This window comes from Brevundimonas terrae (assembly GCF_011761985.1).
Classification (GTDB): Bacteria; Pseudomonadota; Alphaproteobacteria; order Caulobacterales; family Caulobacteraceae; genus Brevundimonas; species Brevundimonas terrae.
In genome coordinates, this window is record NZ_JAASQT010000009.1 from 16,871 (window position 1) to 34,251 (window position 17,381).

Below are 17,381 nucleotides of genomic sequence, written 5' to 3' on the forward strand. Positions count from 1 at the left end.
TTGTTGAACCGCTGTTTCCAGCTTGGCTATTGCATTTCAAATTCGCGCTTGAAGGGTAATTACGTTCGATGAATTGTGTATTGTAAGTCTCGATAGCTTGCAACGGTGCTGTCAGTCTAACGCTTAAGGTGCTCCACTTTTATAACTGCAAGCCATTGGTATAGAAGGCGATTTTATGAAGTCTCTATCGTTCAAGCGTCACCGGTTTCCACCCGAAGTGATCCGTCATGCCGTATGGCTGTACTTTCGCTTTAATCTCAGTTTCCGCGATGTCGAGGAACTGATGGCGAAACGTGGAATTGAAATCAGTTACGAAACGATCCGGTGCTGGACGATCAAGTTCGGGCCAATGATTGCAAGGCATTTGAAAAGCAAAGATCATCACCCATAGGCCGTGGGCTTCTCGATGAAATGGTTTGCAAGATCGGCGGCCGACGCATGTATCTGTGGCGTGTGGTTGAAGACGAAGGTGAGGTTTCGGAAGCGAACACCGGAAACGTGAAATCGCACAGTGAGATATCTGTGTTATGCTTTGGGTATGGTCAATCTGTATCGCCAGACATCGGATGCCCAGACGATCATGAAGTTATGCAACGCCACGAGCAATCTGGCGGGCAGGCTGGGGACGGGTGAAATCGGGCGGGATGGATCCGCTATGATTGTCCTTACAGAAGCGGGATCACGCGTACTGTCTATTGCACAGTGGGGGATGCCGTCCTCTTCCAACGCGATGTTTCATGCCGCGTCTCGGCGACTGGACAAACAGCGGGTCACTCACAGGTCATTGAGTTTTGCCGAAATCAGGCGGTGTGAGCCTGATCGTGGCGTTATGACTATCCAGAACACCATGGCGCAGAATTGGGAAAAATGGCTGGGGCCCGAGCATCGGTGCCTGGTGCCGTTTACAGCCTTCTGCAAGCCGGTGAGAGAGACGGGCGGGAAATATATCGATGCCTGGCTACGTCTGGCGAGCGACGGGCAGGAGAAGATCGGGTTTTTCGCCGGTATTCATATGAAGGGGTGGGAAGGTGTACGTGATCGTAAATCCGGACGGCAGGTACTGAATCTGTTTGCGATCCTAACGACTGACCCAAGTCAATCCGTTCAGGAAGCCCCGAGCGCCATACCCGCTATTCTGACGACGATGCAAGAATATGAGACTTGGCTGAGCGCACCATGGCCAGCGGCGGCAATGCTGCAAAGAGCAGTGCCGCATTCTATGATCGTGCCGGTTTAGCCGTCCGGGCCACATTCAGGTTTGATGAAAGCTGCCGCCTTCGTTCTCCCAGCGATCCTTGGACGTGTCTTTGTGACCGCACGGCGTGTGGCCATCTAGAAACAGCCGAGTTTGCGTGACTTTACGCCATTTCGATATGGCATTCACAATCACGTGCAGCGGTGCGGGTCTGTACAGGATCTGTCTGTTGAAGGGCTTTAGGAAACGTGTGTCTGGAAGGGGCATGGTGAATATCACTTGCTTTCCGAGATGTGTCGATTTCGGGCCATTTCCCGCGCGATTGCCTTGCGGTTGCGATACCGGGCACGTCGATAGATGTAGAGGCCGGCAAGCGTGCCTGAGGTCGTAGAAACGACGCCCGCACCTAAAGCCGCGGTCTGGGGCAAGCTGTAAAAGAGCGAAGCGATATGGGTGACTAATAGCCCGACGGTTGCGCCGCACAGCCCCGATATGAAGTAGCCCCCGGTAGGGCGTGGCGCATACAGCTCGGCTTTTGCTTTGGCTGCTTTCAACGCTGCGTGCCGGGGTTCGTTTACAAGTGTGTGTCGTGACATAGCGATTTTTCCTGAAAGGGATCATCAAAGGCACGGCACACACGCGGTAAAGGCGACTTACAGGGTCAGTCCTGCGGAGGGCTGGGACCTTCCCTATTCGTCACCCAACGCTGTTAAGCGCGTGTAGCGGAATCCTCGTGAGGATCCTTGCCCTTTTGCGCCGTAGTCGCATTACGGTCGTCAGACTTCGGCGTTACGAGGACGTCAGGCTGTTTGCCTTCGTTTTCGCTCTTGGCCGACTTGATGTTCTGATTTTGGTTTTGATTTTGCGGGTTGTTGGTCATTTTCGTTCTCCTTTTGATCAAACTGAAATGGGTATGATTTTTACAATTTCAAGGAGTGATTGGATAATTGGTAAAATATAAATTCTCAATAATTTTATTTATTGAAATATTTTACTACATTTTTGAGCGCGATAAGAAATTCATGAGCTTGGTTGTGAGTCATGACCTGAAGCCGGTTTCAGATTGTCGTCAAGCGGTTGGGTGGCTTTGTGATCGCTCCAAACGGGAACACAGACCTGCACAAGCCGTTTACAATTTGGCTGGGCGGGTACTAGGGAGAACCATGATGGCCGACTGGAAAAACCGTGTCGAAGGCAACTGGAACCAACTTTCCGGCAAGGTGAAAGAGCAGTGGGCTAAACTCACTGACGACGATCTGGCCCAGATCAAGGGCAATCGCCAGCAGCTGGAAGGACGTATTCAGGAACTGTACGCAACCGACCAGGAGACTGCGAAACGTCAGGTGGATGATTGGTACAAAAACCAGTCCTGACACCATGAAGAGGCCCGCTCCAATGAGCGGGCCTTTTTGGTGCGTGTCAGATCAAAGGTACAGATCGCTGTCTTTATCGTTTGATCCACTAAAAGCGGCTGTGATGATCTGACTGGCGATGACCGAATAGGTAATGCCGTTGCCACCCAGACCAGCCACCACCCAGACATTATTCATGTCTTTGGCCGGAGCGATAAATGGCAAGCCTGTAGTGCTGCTGCCGAATGCGCCCGCCCATTTATATTGGGGCTCAAGCGAGATATCGGGAACAAGCTGTTCCAGCTTCTTTTTCAGGATTGCCGCCTTGGTGTCGAGAAGCCGGCTGATGGTATGGCGTTCTGGATCTTCTTCATCCTCGCCTCCCAGAATGATCCGGCCGTCAGGTGTAGAGCGAAAATAGAGGTAGGGATCGGAAGCTTCCCAAACCATCATGGACTTTAGCCAGTCGGGCATTATGGCCGATCGATCCGATGCAATGGCCCAGGTCGAAAGGATATCCGCTTTAGGTATGCGGACCATTTCGGGCAGTTCGTAGCCGGTGCAAAACACAACCTTTCTGGCCCGTACCACCACGCCATGCGCGAGTTTCAAGCTTACACCTTCGGGGTCAGCCAGAACGTCAAGAACCTCTGCTGGCGAGATAACCCTTGTGCCCAGATCGATGGAGCGGCGCAGTAGAGCAGCTGCGAGCTGGCCAGGATTAGCGGATGCCGAGCCCTGACTGAGGATTGCACCGGTGCGATCTATTCCAAATCGCTCACGGAGGTCGGAGGCCGAGAGGTACTGGCTGGGAAGGCCCAGATCGGTTCTTGCCTCAACCTCTGTCGCCAAGGCACGCGAACCATATTGATCGCCCGCGAGATATAGCGTTGCGCGTTCCTCGAATGCGCAACGGATATGCTCGGATCTGACGAGTTCGGTCAGGTCTTCGAGCGCACGATAGCAACGCCTGTACGCCCGGGACGCCTTCTCAAGCCCTATCTTCTTGGTCAACTCGACAAGAGGAAGGTCGATTTCCCATTGCAGCATCGCCGTGGAAGCCAGCGTGGAACCTTGAAGAGGTGGGCGTCGGTCTAGGACAAGGATTTGGGGCGATCTTCTGAAAGCCTCTTTCAGATTGTCAGCGGAGGATGCGAGGGCGTGAGCCATAAAGGCTCCGGTCACGCCGGCACCTATTATCGCAATATCAACCGCCGTGCTGGTTGATAGGGCCTTAGTTGCTACGCCCAGAGCGTTTGAATCCGCCCACAGCGGATGTCCCGTTCGGAGATCACGTTCGGCTGTTGCAGAAGGCGAGGGGGGAGAAGTTTCTTGCTCCATGCGTTAGGCCTTCAGCTTTGAGCCGGAGTGAAGAGTTAGATCGAGAGCAAGGCTTTGCCCCATGGCGATACCTTCAGCCCTAGCCTGTTGAAGAGCATACTTGGGCATATTGATCTCCACGCATAGGTATCAGGTGATACCAGACAAGTGCGGCCTCGACGTTAGAGACCGAGAGTTGTCACCTATCCATTGCCTTAAACCCCACTAGCCACGAGTACGTTCCTTCCACGGCCCGAATGCAGCGGCGGGGAGGGGCAAGGTGCGTGAGTGCTGTCAGTCTAACGCTAAAGGTGCTCCACTTTGATGGCTTCAAGTTATTGGTGGAGTAGGCGTTTTTATGAAGCCCTTATCGTTTAAGCGTCACCGGTTTCCAGCCGAAGTGATCCGCCATGCCGTGTGGTTGCACTTTCGCTTTAATCTCAGCTTTCGCGATGTCGAGGAACTGATGGCGCAACGCGGAATCGATGTCAGTTACGAAACGATCAGACGCGGGGCGATCAAACTCGGGCCTTTGATCGCTAGGCGTTTAAAGAAGCGAAGATTGCCACCCACAGGCCGCTGACATTTGGATGAAATGGTTTGCAAGATCGGCGGCCGACGTATGTATCTGTGGCGCGCTGTCGATGATGAAGGCGAGATTTTAGACGTAATCGTTCAGCGTCGACGAGATACAGAGGCGGCTTTGAAACTGCTCAGACGGCTTTTGTGCAACCAGCCCGTCGAGCCCGAAAGCATCACGACGGACGGGCTTGCTTCGTACGGGGCTGCGCTCGATCAGTTGGAACTGAGGCATCTTCATCGTCCAGATCCACTGCGAGACAATAACCGCGTTGAGAATTCTCATCTGCCCATTCGACGACGTGAACGTCAGCAGCAGAGGTTCAAATCCCAAGCCTCAGCCCAGCGATTTCTCACAACTCATGCAGCGATCTACAACACCTTCAACCTCCAGCGCCATCTGATCAGCAGAACCACACTTCGTCGCTTTCGTGGCGATGCGGATGCTGCTTGGGCGGCGGCTGTCACCTGAAAATTGTCAGGGTAGGGGCTTTTGAAATGCGCTCAGTTAACCTGACGCTTTCATCCTGACAGCACCCTGTCGGAGCCTTTAGCTAGATAACCTGATTGGGGCCTGGTCCAACGGACTCCATCAGGGCTAGCGGCCATCGACGCCGGGCCAACAGGCCGGACAGGTGACCGCACCACCCAGATCGTCACTTCAAACCAGACTCACCCTTGCAGTGTAGGAGGGCGTCCGCAGGTGATAGCGCCGACTCCATTGATTTCTGATGCTTTGATTTTTTTTACGAGATTATTACTTAGTTATGTTCGAATTTTGTTTGAAATTCCTAGAATATTTCTAACGAATGTTAGTGCGGCGCGTTATAAAAATAAATATTTAGGCTAGATGTGATTTGAAGTCTCATTTAGAAGCGCTAAGAGCGGTCGAGGGGGCGTGTCGGGAGGCAAGGTATGGCGTGGTTGTTGCTATTCGCTGCCTACGCCATTGAGCCCGGCAGCGCGTCGATTGAGCCACTCCAGGAAGTGTCGTTAGGGCGAGCCGTAGCACAAAATCTTGATGTGGTTGTTCAGGTGGACGACGTTGAAGTGTTCGCCCGAAGGGGGAGCGCCCTCATCGCGCCAGAAATCGAACTGGATGGCGCGGATATCGACGCTCTGCATGTGTGGAGCATCGAGGAAGTTCTGCAGAGAATGAAAGAGACGCATAGGCTTGGCGAACAGCCTATTGTCCTTATCAACGGTCAACCGACACCTAACACCTCTGCTTATACTGGGTTCCCGCCTGACGCGCTGGCTCGCGTGGAGGTTTTGCCCGTAGAAGCCTCTGGAGTTTACGGCGCGGCTTCGGGGCAGCGGGTTATCAACTTGGTGCTGCAGACTCGCTTCTCCAGCTACGATGCACGACTTGTTGGGGCGCGGCCGATCCAAGGCGGGACATCTTCGACGTCGGGGGATTTGCGTCGTTCCTCTATCGTCGGTCCTGCTACGCAGCAAATAGGGCTACGCCTTTCGCGCGATACGGCGCTGAGGGCTGGAGAACGTCACGGCTACCTTACAGGTGACTTGGCGGGCGAAGCTGACGTGACAGTGCGGCCTCATTCAGACACGGCGTCTGCTAACTTCAGCGTGACGCGAGCTGTCGGCGGTTGGACGGGTAGCTTGACGATGAACGCGCAGTTACAAGATAGCCACGGAAGAGTTCGATATGATGGAGATGTGGTCGAGACGCATCGCTCGTCCGACTCGTTGACGACTTCTGCAGGATTCAGCGGTCAAGTTGCGGGGTGGTTTTTACAAGCCAATCTTAATGGAAGCGCTGCTGTGAATCAGGAAAGTGGCCTTCAGGACCTAAAAAGTGAAATCCAGTCTGCCACTCTTTCCGGGGGCATGCGGCGTACGGTTTTTGAGCTTCCTGCGGGCCCTCTGACTGCGAATCTGAATACCAACTTGACCATGAGCCGCACATTCATAGATCGAAATGAGTATGAGTTTAGCAGAGGTTTCAGCTCGCAGGATTTGCAAAGTACTTTTGCGATCCCTCTTTCGAAAAAGGGGGAGCCTGCACTGCTAGGTGGTGTGATAGGAGACCTTGCTGCGACTCTCGGCGCGGGCATGCGCCAAAACGACGGCGCGCGGGGCGAAGAGCTTCGTCTCGGATTGTCGTGGTCGCCGTACCGCCAAGTGCGTCTGAATGGTGAGTGGGCATCTTCAAACGAGAGTGTGCCGGGCGCACTGAAGACTGAGCCCGAATATTACGGCTCGCCTACGGTGGTCTATGATTTCCGCGCCGCCGAAATGGTGGAAATCTTGCCTCTTCGAGGGGGGAATCCGGGCCTCCGTCCTCCTCAATCTGATCGGTTTTCCTTGACCAGTTCGTTGGGGCCGTTCACGTCCTGGGCTGTTTTTGGTAATTTGATCTACGTGCGCGCAGAGTCTTCGGATGGCATAGGGGGGCTTCCGGGCCTGTCGGAGGATATTGAGGCGGCATTCCCGGATAGGATACGTCGCGATTCCAACGGACGGCTAATTAGCATTGACTATCGTCCACTGAATCTCAGCTCGTCCAAGTCCGAGAGCGTAAACACCAGCCTTAACTTCAACCTCCCACGCCCTGTAGGCGTTAGTGGGCAGGATTCAACCGTATTGCGGGTTGCACTCAACCATAGCTTCCACCTTTCCAATATCGTTCGACTCCGTGCTGGTTTGCCGGAGCTGGACCGCCTTGAGGGTGACGGTGGTGGTCTTTCGCGGCAGAGTGCCCAATTGATGATCGACGCAAGGCGAGGGCGGTGGGGCATGAATGCATCCATCCAATGGCAAGACGAGTATCGGACCCGTCAAGTCAGTGGTCGGGATGGGTTGGGCGATTTGCTTATCGCTCCTTTCACGACAATCGACTTGAAGTTTAGTCTTCAGCTAGCATCAAGTGGTCCTCGTGGAGATGAGAGTGGCATCTCACAACGCCGAGGCGGCGGCCGACTGCAGATCAATTTCGACATAGTAAATCTGTTTGATAATCGGCGTACGGCCTATTTAGGTGATGGAACGGCGGCTCCAGGATACGGGCGTGATGTACAGGACCCCCTCGGGCGAACTGTCCGGTTGACGCTACAGCGCCGCTTCTAGATCGCGCTTGGGTTGACGCGGCCTTGACGTTGGGACCAGAGTAGAGGCTTAGAGAGAACGGCGGTTGGGGAGGGTTGTGATGAAGCCACCTTTACGTGTGCTGACTCATGAGGATTTGGAAGTAGCGTTTCGATCAAGCGCTCGGGGCTTACGCGCTATCACTAGTCGTGTTGAAGAAGATGAGGCAGACCTAGCCCAGGACGCCTGCCTCAAGCTTGTCGAAACTGCAAACCGTGAACCCATCGCAGCGCCTACCCATTTATTATATCGTCTGGCGAGAAACTTGGTGATCGATCGCCTGCGTTCACGCGCTCTGACCACTCGGTTGTTTCGAGCTGAAGCAATAGATGAGCAGCATACCTGTCTTGCGGCAGATCCTGAGCGCGCATTGCTAGTGAATGAACGCCTTCGGCGCGCATTGATGGTGATTGAAGATATGCCGAGCCGCCGTCGTGAGGCATTTTTGATGCACCGCATCGATGGATTTACCTATCTCGAGATCGCTCGAGAGATGGGTGTGAGCATCAAGGCGGTTGAGAAACATATCTCGGCGGCTATGCTTGAACTGATAAGAAAAATGCCGAATGATGAGTTCGAGAAGTAGGGAATAGTGCTGTTCGTTCGTCTATTAAGGGTAAACTTGGGCTTCCCCAGCCAACAACGCACTGGCTCATGGTATTAGACGACAACATTCAGCAAGAAGCGGCTCAATGGTTCGCGGTCCAGAGGCGAGGGCCTATGGCACTGGAAGAACGGCAGGCCTTCGATGCGTGGCGAGCAGATCCAGTTCATCAAGCTGCACTGAATCACGTGCATGAGGTTTGGGGAGAGCTGGCCTCTGTAGGTGATGTGGTTCCACCTGTGCGACATCAAATACCTAAGCGTCATCACCGCGCTATTGTCGCCGCAGCGTTAGTGATCGGCTTAACAGGGGTGGTGGCTGCAAGCGCTGTATGGAAGTTTCACGGACCACTGGCTGTGACAGGCATTGGGGAGCAGCGGAGCCAAGAGCTGCCTGACGGGAGTATCGTCGCCCTGAATGTTGTAACTCGGGTGCGCTACGACATAAGCAGCCGCGAACGCCGGGTACTTTTGAATGAGGGGGAGGCGACTTTTGTCGTCCACAAGGATCCTGAACGGCCTTTCCTTGTGCAGGCTGCTGGGTATGAGGTTCGTGCTGTGGGTACGGCGTTCAACGTACGCAAACGCGATCACAGCTTAGATGTCGCGGTCAAGGAAGGCGTGGTGGAAGTTCGGCGCCTGAATGGCGATGGTAAACCAGTGCTCCTTCGGGCAGGGCAACTTCTTCAGGTCCGGGATACAGCCTACCCCACGCGGGTCCCGATAAAGATCTCTCAGATTTCTGTAGGTGCGGTCGATGAATGGCGTCAGCGCGTCCTGACTTATGAGGATGCGCCGGTTGATCAGATAATGAGGGACGTCAATCGCTTCTATGAACGCCCGGTTACTGTCGATCCGACTCTGGGGCAGCGCCGCGTTACGCTCAGGTTGGTGATTGATGATCGCACCGATACGGTAAAGCGTCTGGCTTCCTTACTGAACGCAGATATTCACCCAGACAGCTATGAGGACCGGCTCAAGCCTTTCGTTTGAGCTCTGGCTCGTGGTTGTTTGAAAAAAAAACGCGAGGGGAGGTAGGGTGTACAGCCTCCTGAATCGTCTACTCCTACAAAACAACGATATTTTGAATGGGAGGGGCTTATGGTGCTGCGGTCTTCGTGTGTCCGTTTTTCACGTCTGCGTATGCTGGCGGGGGCTGGATGCGCCGCCATGATGATTGCGGCAGTGCCATTCGTGGCCTCGGCCCAGTCGGCAGTTGCGTCGTTCAATATTCGCCCGGCCCCCTTATCGCAGAGTCTGTTGGAATTCGGACGCCAAGCTCGTATTTCCATCGCTGCCGATCAGTCCCTCACCTCAGGCTTAAGGGGGCGCGCCGTTTCGGGCGACATGCCAATCGAAGAAGCGCTAAGCCAACTTCTGGCCGGTACTGACCTCAGTGCCGAGTTCTCTGGTCCAAATGCTGTGCGTCTTGTTCGTATTGGGCAGGGGGACGCGGGGGGAAACGACCAGCATTTCGGGCAGGACCTAAGCATTCAGGAACCGACAACCGTCGCCGATATCGTCGTAACAGCCCAGAAGCGTAGGGAATCTATCCAGGACGTGCCAATCGCTGTCTCAGCATTTTCGACTGAGAGCCTGGACGCTATGAAAATTGAGGGCGGGTCCGAACTTTTCCGCGCCGTGCCGAACGTGACCTTCTCCAAGGGCAACTTCAGCATGTACAACTTCTCTATCCGAGGGATTGGCACAAAGGCGGTTTCAGCATCGTCAGACCCTGCTGTGGCGGTCAGCTTCAACAATACCCCCCTTATTCGTAACCGTCTGTTTGAGCAGGAATATCTCGACGTGAACCGTGTCGAGGTGTTGCGGGGACCACAGGGGACCCTCTATGGTCGCAATGCCACCGCCGGTGTGGTCAATATGTTCCCTAATCTGCCGGGACCTGATTTTGAAGCCATGCTGAAGGCTGAGGTCGGCAACTACGGCTCAATCCGTAGTCAGATGATGCTAAACATTCCTCTAACCGATAGTTTTTGGGTTCGGGCTGCAGCCGGAATGACCAAGCGGGATGGCTTCGACTACAATACCTTTAATGAAACCCATGTGAACGGCCGCGATTTGCACTCCGTGCGATTGTCAGCAGCTTGGGAGCCAAATGACAATTTTCGCGCTAACCTGATTTGGGAAAGTTTTGGCGAAGACGACAACCGCTCCCGTACAGGCAAGCAGCTTTGTACGACCGATCCAGGGCCTACCCAAGTTGGTAATTATACTCTTACAAGTACCTACCTTCGGGGTATTCTAAGTCAGGGCTGTCAGCCTGGCAGTCTGTTTGACGATGCAGCTTACGGTACGCCGAACGGGATTGGGATGGCGCAAATCTGGGCTGCAGCTAACGCCAACTATGGCACGAGCCGCAGTGCGGGAGTGGTTTCTGCGATTACAGCTGGCACCAATCCCTATGCTGGTGTTGTTCAGTCCAGAAACCTCCGTGAGATCGCAACTAGCTATGACCCGAAGTTCCGAGCTGACAATGATGTTTACCAGCTGAACGTAGAATATGATTTCTCACCGAATGTAACGTTTGTATCTCAGACTAGCTATGCAAAGGATTATTTCTGGTCTACGCAAGATTATATGCGTTACGTATCTAACGAGATATTTAATCGCAGTGATTATAATGATTATTACAATGCCTTTGGTCAGCCTCTTGTAATTGATCCAAGCATATACAATGCCGCTCCAGGCGGCGTGTATACGGATCCGCAGCTCGGACCATCTCGCCGGATGTTAGCGGTTGATCTTAGCAAATCAGAAAATGAACAATTTTTCCAAGAATTTAGGTTACAGTCAAATTTTGATGGTCCGTTTGACTTTAATTTTGGTGCTAATTATCTGAAATTTGATACGAAAGATGATTATTATGTTTTTAACAACGTATTCACACTTATAGCTGAGCAATGGTACAATAAAGTCCTCGGTCCTGGAGGATTGTTTGGTAGTCCTGTGGCTATACAATGTGTAGATGGAAGTAAGAATGAGTGCGTATATGTAGATAGATCTAAAATTGATAATATTGAAGGCGATGGCCATAATTATTTTAGAAGTAAAAATGAAGTAACTATCGAATCTTACGGTTTGTTCGGCGAGGCTTATTTTAAAATTTCTGATACGTTTCGTTTGACTGCGGGTCTCAGATACACTGATGATAGCAAGACGACGACGCCTTATCCGACTCAGTTGCTGCTAGGGACGCGAGATAGCCTCGGGTATGGTAATCTAACGGGTGGTTCCCTTGCGCGGGGGTTTGAAGCGCTGCCAGATATCGAGCAAAACTGGTCCGCAACGACAGGGCGGTTGGTTTTGGACTGGAAGCCGTCTAGCGATCTGATGGCCTACGCGTCCTATGCGCGGGGTTACAAAGGTGGGGGAACTAATCCGCCGCGTGCTGGTATAAATCCAGCTGTCGTGCAGTATCTCCCGCAATCTTCAACTTTTGATCCTGAGTTTGTTAATGCTTTCGAAGTTGGCGTGAAGTCTAATGCGCTCGACGGGCGTATGCGGATTAATGCTACTGCATTCTATTATGACTATAGCGATTATCAGGTTTCGCAGATCGTAGATCGTATCTCTTTAAATGAAAACTTTGATGCTGAAAGTATGGGGCTTGAACTGGAAGTTTCATATCAAGTGAACTCGAAATTCAGGGTTGATGGTAATTTTGGCTATCTAAAAACACGCTTGGCTGACGGTTCCGGGTCCATTGATGTTATGGACCGCACTCAAGGCAATAAAGACTGGATGGTTTTGCGCCCTTGGGTCCAGGTGCCTTCGAATTGCGTGGCACCCACTAGCATCGTCGAAAAAATTCTCAGTTCAGCTTATGCGGAAAACCTGAAGCAGCTTTCCTTGCAGGTGTTGTGTGGTGGCTCGAAGAACTACGGATCCTTTGATCCTACATTCTCTGGAGGGACTCCATTCTGGGCATTGTACGGTATTACCTACAATCCTTTGATCGATGCGCCTAATAACGGGCGTGGTTTCTTGGCCGATATTGGTGGGAATGAGCTACCAAATGCGCCTCGTTGGACGGTCAGCATAGGTGCTGAGTATGTGTGGAACCTTGGAAGCTCTGATATTGTTCTTAGGGGTGATTACTATAGGCAGGCGGAAAGCTATTTTAGAGTATACAACACTGAATACGATAAATTGAAAGGGTGGGGAAATCTCAATGTATCCGTAAATGTTGAGATGCCAAATAACGGTATTAGTGTAAGCATTTATGCCAAAAATGTAATAAATGATACTCCTGTAGTGGATGCATTCACCAATAGCGATGACACAATGCTTACAACAAACGTTTTTACATTAGATCCTAGAGTAATTGGCTTTAACATCACTAAAGTTTTTTAGTATATTGGTTGACGTTTGAAAAATTACCGTAATAATAGTTTTACTAGGAAAATTAATTTTCTAGTTTGATATAAAACATATAAAGGATTATTGATCATGAAGAAGTTGCTTATTGCCGCGTCATCAGTTGCTGTCATGTCCTTGTTTGGTGCTGCGTCAGCTAGTGCTGGAGATTTTCTAACAGCTCCTGGTAAATATAATGCTGTTGGAGATCTGGTTCTTTATCAAACAATCGCTGGTGTTAGCTGTAGAGTCACATCAGTAATTGAAGTTAATTCATCTGGTGATGCAAACTTTACAAATGTAGCATTTGCTCCTGGAACTACCGCTCTTTGTGGGTCCTTAATTAACCCGATAACCACGACTTGGCGTATTCATAAGATCTCAAAAGGCGTTGATGAGGGAGAGATCAGGTTGGATGTTCAGGTTCAGGCTGGCAGCGGAACCTGCATCGGCAGCCTGTCGCCGCTCACCCTCTACTGGGGTTCAAAGGGGCCTAACCGCATTGAGTCTACGACTGGATCCGTGCCTGGTTTGGCGGGCGGGGCACCAACTCCCTGTTATGTAGGTGGAACTCTTTCTATTACCCCTGTAGCTCCCACTGTCGGTGAGTTCCGTATGAACTAACTCGTGACGAAGTCGGGGCGTCTGTCAAAGACGTCTCGACTTTGTTGCTTGTAGTTTTCTGGCGATATACTTCCCATATTTTCTTTACACACTAAGGCCGGTCATTAATTTGTCCGGCCTTCTTTCTTAATTGAAATTATACATTCTACAAATAATCTGGAGGGTGGACCTACACAGTCTGTTTTGCATTGTTTGGTCGGTAGACCTATACAGTCCGTAAATAGTCTCCACTGATCGGGCTATAAGCGATTGTATTTGATCGTTTATATTTGAGTGTATTTGTGATATTTAACTGACGCAGCGGGGCGGATTTTCTTTCGGGAGAGGGACGCATGCCCGCTGTCGATGACGAGTTAGAAGTCTTTCTTGCCAGCTTGGAACGCTGCTCGCTTTCATCAGTGCAAGACGAGTGGCGCAAACGTTGGGGCACGCCTCCAACTTTACGCTCTGTAAGGCTACTGCGGTATCTTTTGGCCTGGCGTCTTCAGACTGAACTTTACGGCGATCTGAGTGCCGTGGATCGCAGGCATCTAAAATCAACAGCTACGCCGGTAATTCAGACCCTACTAGAAGGTAGCCGTGTCGCGCGCGAGTATCAGGGTATAGTCCATGAGGTCGTCGCAGAAGCCCGAGGATTTCGATACCGAGATCGTACATACCGTAGCTTGTCCGCAATAGCGCGTGAGATCACGGGCGTGCGTTGGAACGGACCACGTTTCTTCGGGCTTCGGCCGGGAGGCGGGCATGGAGCATCGTGAGCGTCTCAGGTGCGCGATCTACACGCGCAAAAGCACCGAAGAAGGACTGGATCAGGTCTTCAACTCTCTGCATGCGCAAAGAGAGTATTGCGAGGCGTATGTCCAATCGCAGGGCGGGGAAGGTTGGACGGTTGTTCGTACACGATACGACGATGGCGGCTTTTCAGGTGCGAGCATGGGGCGACCCGGGCTTCAGCATCTCTTGCATGATGTTGAGGCTAAACGGATCGATGTTGTCGTGGTCTATAAGGTTGATCGGCTGACCCGCTCACTGGCTGATTTCGCCCGAATTCTCGAGTGCTTGGACAAACACAGCGCGGCCTTTGTGAGCGTTACCCAAGCCTTTAATACGAACAGTTCTATGGGCAGGCTTACGCTCAATATACTCCTATCATTTGCGCAGTTCGAACGTGAGGTCACCGGTGAACGGATCCGCGACAAGGTTTTAGCCTCAAAGGTCAAAGGTATGTGGATGGGCGGAACCGTGCCTCTCGGTTATGATCCGCCCGATGCTTCTGGAGACCGTAGGCTCAGGGTCAATGAGGAAGGGGCCGCAGTCGTCCGGTTTATCTTTGAACGCTTCACCGTGTGTCGCTCTCTGTGCGATCTTCAACAGCATTTGATGGATAATGGTATTCGTACCAAGGCACATAAAGGTCAAAACGGGACCATAAGGGCAGGGGCTCCGTTCAGTCGTGGAGCTTTACGATACCTGCTTCAAAACAAGACCTACCTTGGGCTCATTTGCCATAAGGGAGCGGTGTACGCAGGGCGTCACGAAGCTCTGATTGATCAACGTCTGTTCGATACTGTTCAAACGCTTCTCAGCCACCGCGCGGACGTTTGGAAACGTCGCGCGCCCAATCTCGAACGAGCGAAGCTGCATGGCCGAATATTTGATGAGTTCGGGCAGAAAATGGTGCCGCAATTCATCCCCGGAAAGCGACGAACCTATGGGTACTATGTTGCGCCGAGACTGGCTCCGGGACTGAGTAATCCAGATGGCTTGGGTCGAGTGCCCTGCAAAGCTTTGGACGACCTTGTCCAAAGGAGGGTTGTTGAACTTGCAGGCGTAGGGAAGGAAGAGATCACGACCGAGGTGTTGCGTGATCTGGTGGTTCGCGTTGAGATTCATAGCGCATCGGTTCAGGTGGTCATCAACCTCAAAGCGCTCAATGATTTCAATTCACATGGCGCAACGGTTCAGGACTTAGAGAAGAAGCTTTGGGTCGGCGATCGATTATTACCCGAGCCCTCTCGGTTCGATCTTGTACGGCTTTCCATATTGGCTCGCCTGAAAATGCATGGTGGTCGCACCTGGGTCGAAGATGCTCAGGCACTGCCAGATAGTCCTGCAAACGCCATCAAGCTTGCGGCGGTAAAGAAGCTTCGAGCCGCGCATGCTGCATACGCGCCTATGCGGAAGGCACTATCGGAGCCGAAAGCAGATCGGCCTGCCAACATCAGATTGCATCGGTTGGATTGGGTGTTCCTGTCACCCAAAATACAAGCCGCCATTCTGAATGGACGCTTGAGTGCCGAAGTTCTCGCAAAGTTAAACGCGCTAAAAGCTGTTCCACTCAGTTGGTCAGAACAGAACCGGGTCGTGTACGGAACGAGCGACGTCTGACGGCCCGACTGAGGTAGTTTTAGGCAAGGATCTAAAAAGTCTCTAATGTGTTTGAAATCACTAGAGATTTATTGACTGACTGGAAGAGGTGCTGTCAGTCTAACGCTAAAGGTGCTCCACTTTGACGGCTTCAAGCCATTGGTGGAGTAGGCGTTTTATGAAGCCGCTATCGTTTAAACGTCATCGCTTTCCGGCCGAAGTGATCCGTCATGCCGTGTGGTTGTACTTTCGGTTTAATCTTAGCTTCCGCGATGTAGAGGAGCTGATGGCCCAACGCGGAGTCGATGTCAGCTACGAGACGATACGGTGTTGGACGATCAAGTTCGGTCCTCTGATTGCACGGCGTCTGAAGAAGCAAAGGCAGCCGCCGACGGGCCGTTGGCATTTAGATGAGATGGTTTGCAAAATCGGTGGCCGACGTATGTATCTGTGGCGTGCGGTGGATGACGAAGGTGAGATTTTGGACGTCATCGTCCAGCGTCGGCGTGATACAGAGGCGGCTTTGAAGTTGATCAAGCGCCTTCTTCACAATCAACCGGTTGAGCCAGAAAGCATCACAACGGACGGGCTGGCATCGTACGGCGCGGCGCTTGATCAGTTGGAGCTGCGACATCTCCATCGTCCTGGTCGGCTACGAGACAATAACCGCGTTGAGAACTCACATCTGCCGATCCGGCGACGCGAACGGCAGATGCAGCGGTTCAAATCCCAAGCCTCAGCGCAGAGATTTCTCACCACCCACGCGGCGGTCTACAACACTTTCAACATCCAGCGTCATCTGATCAGCCGATCCACACTTCGTCGCTTTCGCGTCGATGCGGATGCTGCTTGGGCAGCCGCTACCGTATGATATTGAGCCGGGAAGGGGGCTTTTGACTGGGTTCAATTAACCTGACAGCCCCCTCTGATCTCAGTGACCGGGATGGGATTTGAACCAGGGATTTCCAATGGGTTCAGCTGCCACCTTGATCGAATTCACGCGGTAAGGTGTGCAACTGACAATCTCGACAGTGGAAGGATCGAAGATCGCGATATTGTATCCCTTGATATTCTCCTGATCGCCAAAGTGGCTCTTATAGGCAATCGCGTCATAACCAGCGCTGCGAAAAAGCTCCGCCAATATCTGGGTCGGCGCGTAATCAGCGCGTTCATCGGATGCCGTCACCGGCTCCGAGAAAGCATTGTCAATTTGGGTCCAGACAGCCTTCTTTTTCTCTTCTGCATTCAATTGATCCTCATTCAGTAAGTATCGAAAAATTGCGCCCGCAAATGGCGACTGGCCATGACCAACTGACAGATCGAGCGTTCGAAGCGGACGAACTACCCGGCACTTGGCGACGGAAAGCTCGGATCCGACCCATGGCCTGACTTCAGAAACCGCCGTCTCGATCGTGCTGGCGACGTAAAGGACCGGAATGCCCATGGGATTCGCGCGCCCTTCGCGCGCGCGATCAGCGAGAGGTTTCATGCGCGAGGAACCGTAACCCCAAACGTCCTCACCGATCCAATTGCCGTCCTCATCAGTTCGGTCGACGATGTCGATGCCGCGTTGTGCCCGATAAAGGATATGGTCCACCTTAAGGTCCTCATCGCGATCACGGATCGTGGCGAGTACCGCATCTAGAAAGCGGCGTTCTTCGTCCTCTAGAATGTAGCGGTTGGTATAACGAACTTTCTTCACGAACCGTGAATAGCTGTCCCAATGCGCAAATTCCGCCCCACTGCGATTCTTGTTGCTCACGTCCACTCCCGCCATTTTAACCAATAAACTTTCGAGCTTATGGATGCCGCGCCGGATGAGAACCATCAAGTGGTTGTCAGAAACCGTGGACGCC

The 17,381-nt window shown here is 52.4% G+C and carries 13 protein-coding genes and 2 pseudogenes; 12 read left to right on the forward strand and 3 right to left on the reverse strand.

The genetic code is table 11. The features are described from left to right. Positions 1–175: 175 nt before the first annotated feature. Positions 176–477: pseudogene (locus FHS64_RS14415) on the forward strand (IS6 family transposase); the annotation flags it as partial. A gap of 61 nt (positions 478–538) precedes the next feature. Next, positions 539–1,237, forward strand: a complete 699-nt coding sequence (locus FHS64_RS13770) for an SOS response-associated peptidase family protein (RefSeq protein WP_167179321.1) — start codon at positions 539–541, stop codon at positions 1,235–1,237. A gap of 667 nt (positions 1,238–1,904) precedes the next feature. On the opposite strand, the gene FHS64_RS13775 is transcribed toward FHS64_RS13770, so the two are convergent. After that, positions 1,905–2,075, reverse strand: a complete 171-nt coding sequence (locus FHS64_RS13775) for a hypothetical protein (protein WP_167179323.1) — start codon at positions 2,073–2,075, stop codon at positions 1,905–1,907. 283 nt (positions 2,076–2,358) lie between these two features. Between FHS64_RS13775 and FHS64_RS13780 the strand changes: the two genes are divergently transcribed. After that, positions 2,359–2,568: a CsbD family protein gene (locus tag FHS64_RS13780; RefSeq protein ID WP_343794918.1), complete on the forward strand. Its 210-nt coding sequence runs from the start codon at positions 2,359–2,361 to the stop codon at positions 2,566–2,568. Positions 2,569–2,619: 51 nt separating this feature from the next. On the opposite strand, the gene FHS64_RS13785 is transcribed toward FHS64_RS13780, so the two are convergent. Further along, positions 2,620–3,888, reverse strand: a complete 1,269-nt coding sequence (locus tag FHS64_RS13785; protein WP_167179325.1) for an NAD(P)/FAD-dependent oxidoreductase — start codon at positions 3,886–3,888, stop codon at positions 2,620–2,622. Positions 3,889–4,225: 337 nt separating this feature from the next. Here FHS64_RS13785 and FHS64_RS13790 point away from each other — a divergent pair. The 9 genes and pseudogenes from FHS64_RS13790 to FHS64_RS13830 all read left to right on the forward strand — a co-directional run bounded on the left by FHS64_RS13790 (position 4,226) and on the right by FHS64_RS13830 (position 16,396). Further along, positions 4,226–4,918: pseudogene (locus FHS64_RS13790) on the forward strand (IS6 family transposase). A gap of 443 nt (positions 4,919–5,361) precedes the next feature. After that, complete coding sequence (locus tag FHS64_RS13795; RefSeq protein ID WP_167179327.1) at positions 5,362–7,536, forward strand: TonB-dependent receptor; 2,175 nt, start codon at positions 5,362–5,364, stop codon at positions 7,534–7,536. A 79-nt stretch (positions 7,537–7,615) separates the two neighbouring features. Beyond that, a complete protein-coding gene (locus FHS64_RS13800) occupies positions 7,616–8,140 on the forward strand; it encodes an RNA polymerase sigma factor (RefSeq protein WP_167179329.1) in 525 nt (174 codons plus the stop codon). Between the two features lie 68 nt (positions 8,141–8,208). Next, a complete protein-coding gene (locus FHS64_RS13805; protein WP_167179331.1) occupies positions 8,209–9,150 on the forward strand; it encodes a FecR family protein in 942 nt (313 codons plus the stop codon). 177 nt (positions 9,151–9,327) lie between these two features. Further along, complete coding sequence (locus tag FHS64_RS13810; RefSeq protein WP_243863000.1) at positions 9,328–12,531, forward strand: TonB-dependent receptor; 3,204 nt, start codon at positions 9,328–9,330, stop codon at positions 12,529–12,531. Positions 12,532–12,627: 96 nt separating this feature from the next. Further along, positions 12,628–13,158, forward strand: a complete 531-nt coding sequence (locus FHS64_RS13815) for a hypothetical protein (protein ID WP_167179333.1) — start codon at positions 12,628–12,630, stop codon at positions 13,156–13,158. 332 nt (positions 13,159–13,490) lie between these two features. Beyond that, positions 13,491–13,916: a DUF2924 domain-containing protein gene (locus tag FHS64_RS13820; protein ID WP_167179335.1), complete on the forward strand. Its 426-nt coding sequence runs from the start codon at positions 13,491–13,493 to the stop codon at positions 13,914–13,916. Further along, complete coding sequence (locus tag FHS64_RS13825; RefSeq protein ID WP_167179337.1) at positions 13,903–15,546, forward strand: recombinase family protein; 1,644 nt, start codon at positions 13,903–13,905, stop codon at positions 15,544–15,546. Before FHS64_RS13820 ends, FHS64_RS13825 begins: the two co-directional genes overlap by 14 nt. Before the next feature lie 157 nt (positions 15,547–15,703). Further along, complete coding sequence (locus FHS64_RS13830; RefSeq protein WP_167179339.1) at positions 15,704–16,396, forward strand: IS6 family transposase; 693 nt, start codon at positions 15,704–15,706, stop codon at positions 16,394–16,396. Positions 16,397–16,456: 60 nt separating this feature from the next. On the opposite strand, the gene FHS64_RS13835 is transcribed toward FHS64_RS13830, so the two are convergent. Beyond that, positions 16,457–17,353: an RES family NAD+ phosphorylase gene (locus tag FHS64_RS13835; protein ID WP_243863003.1), complete on the reverse strand. Its 897-nt coding sequence runs from the start codon at positions 17,351–17,353 to the stop codon at positions 16,457–16,459. Positions 17,354–17,381: the final 28 nt, after the last annotated feature.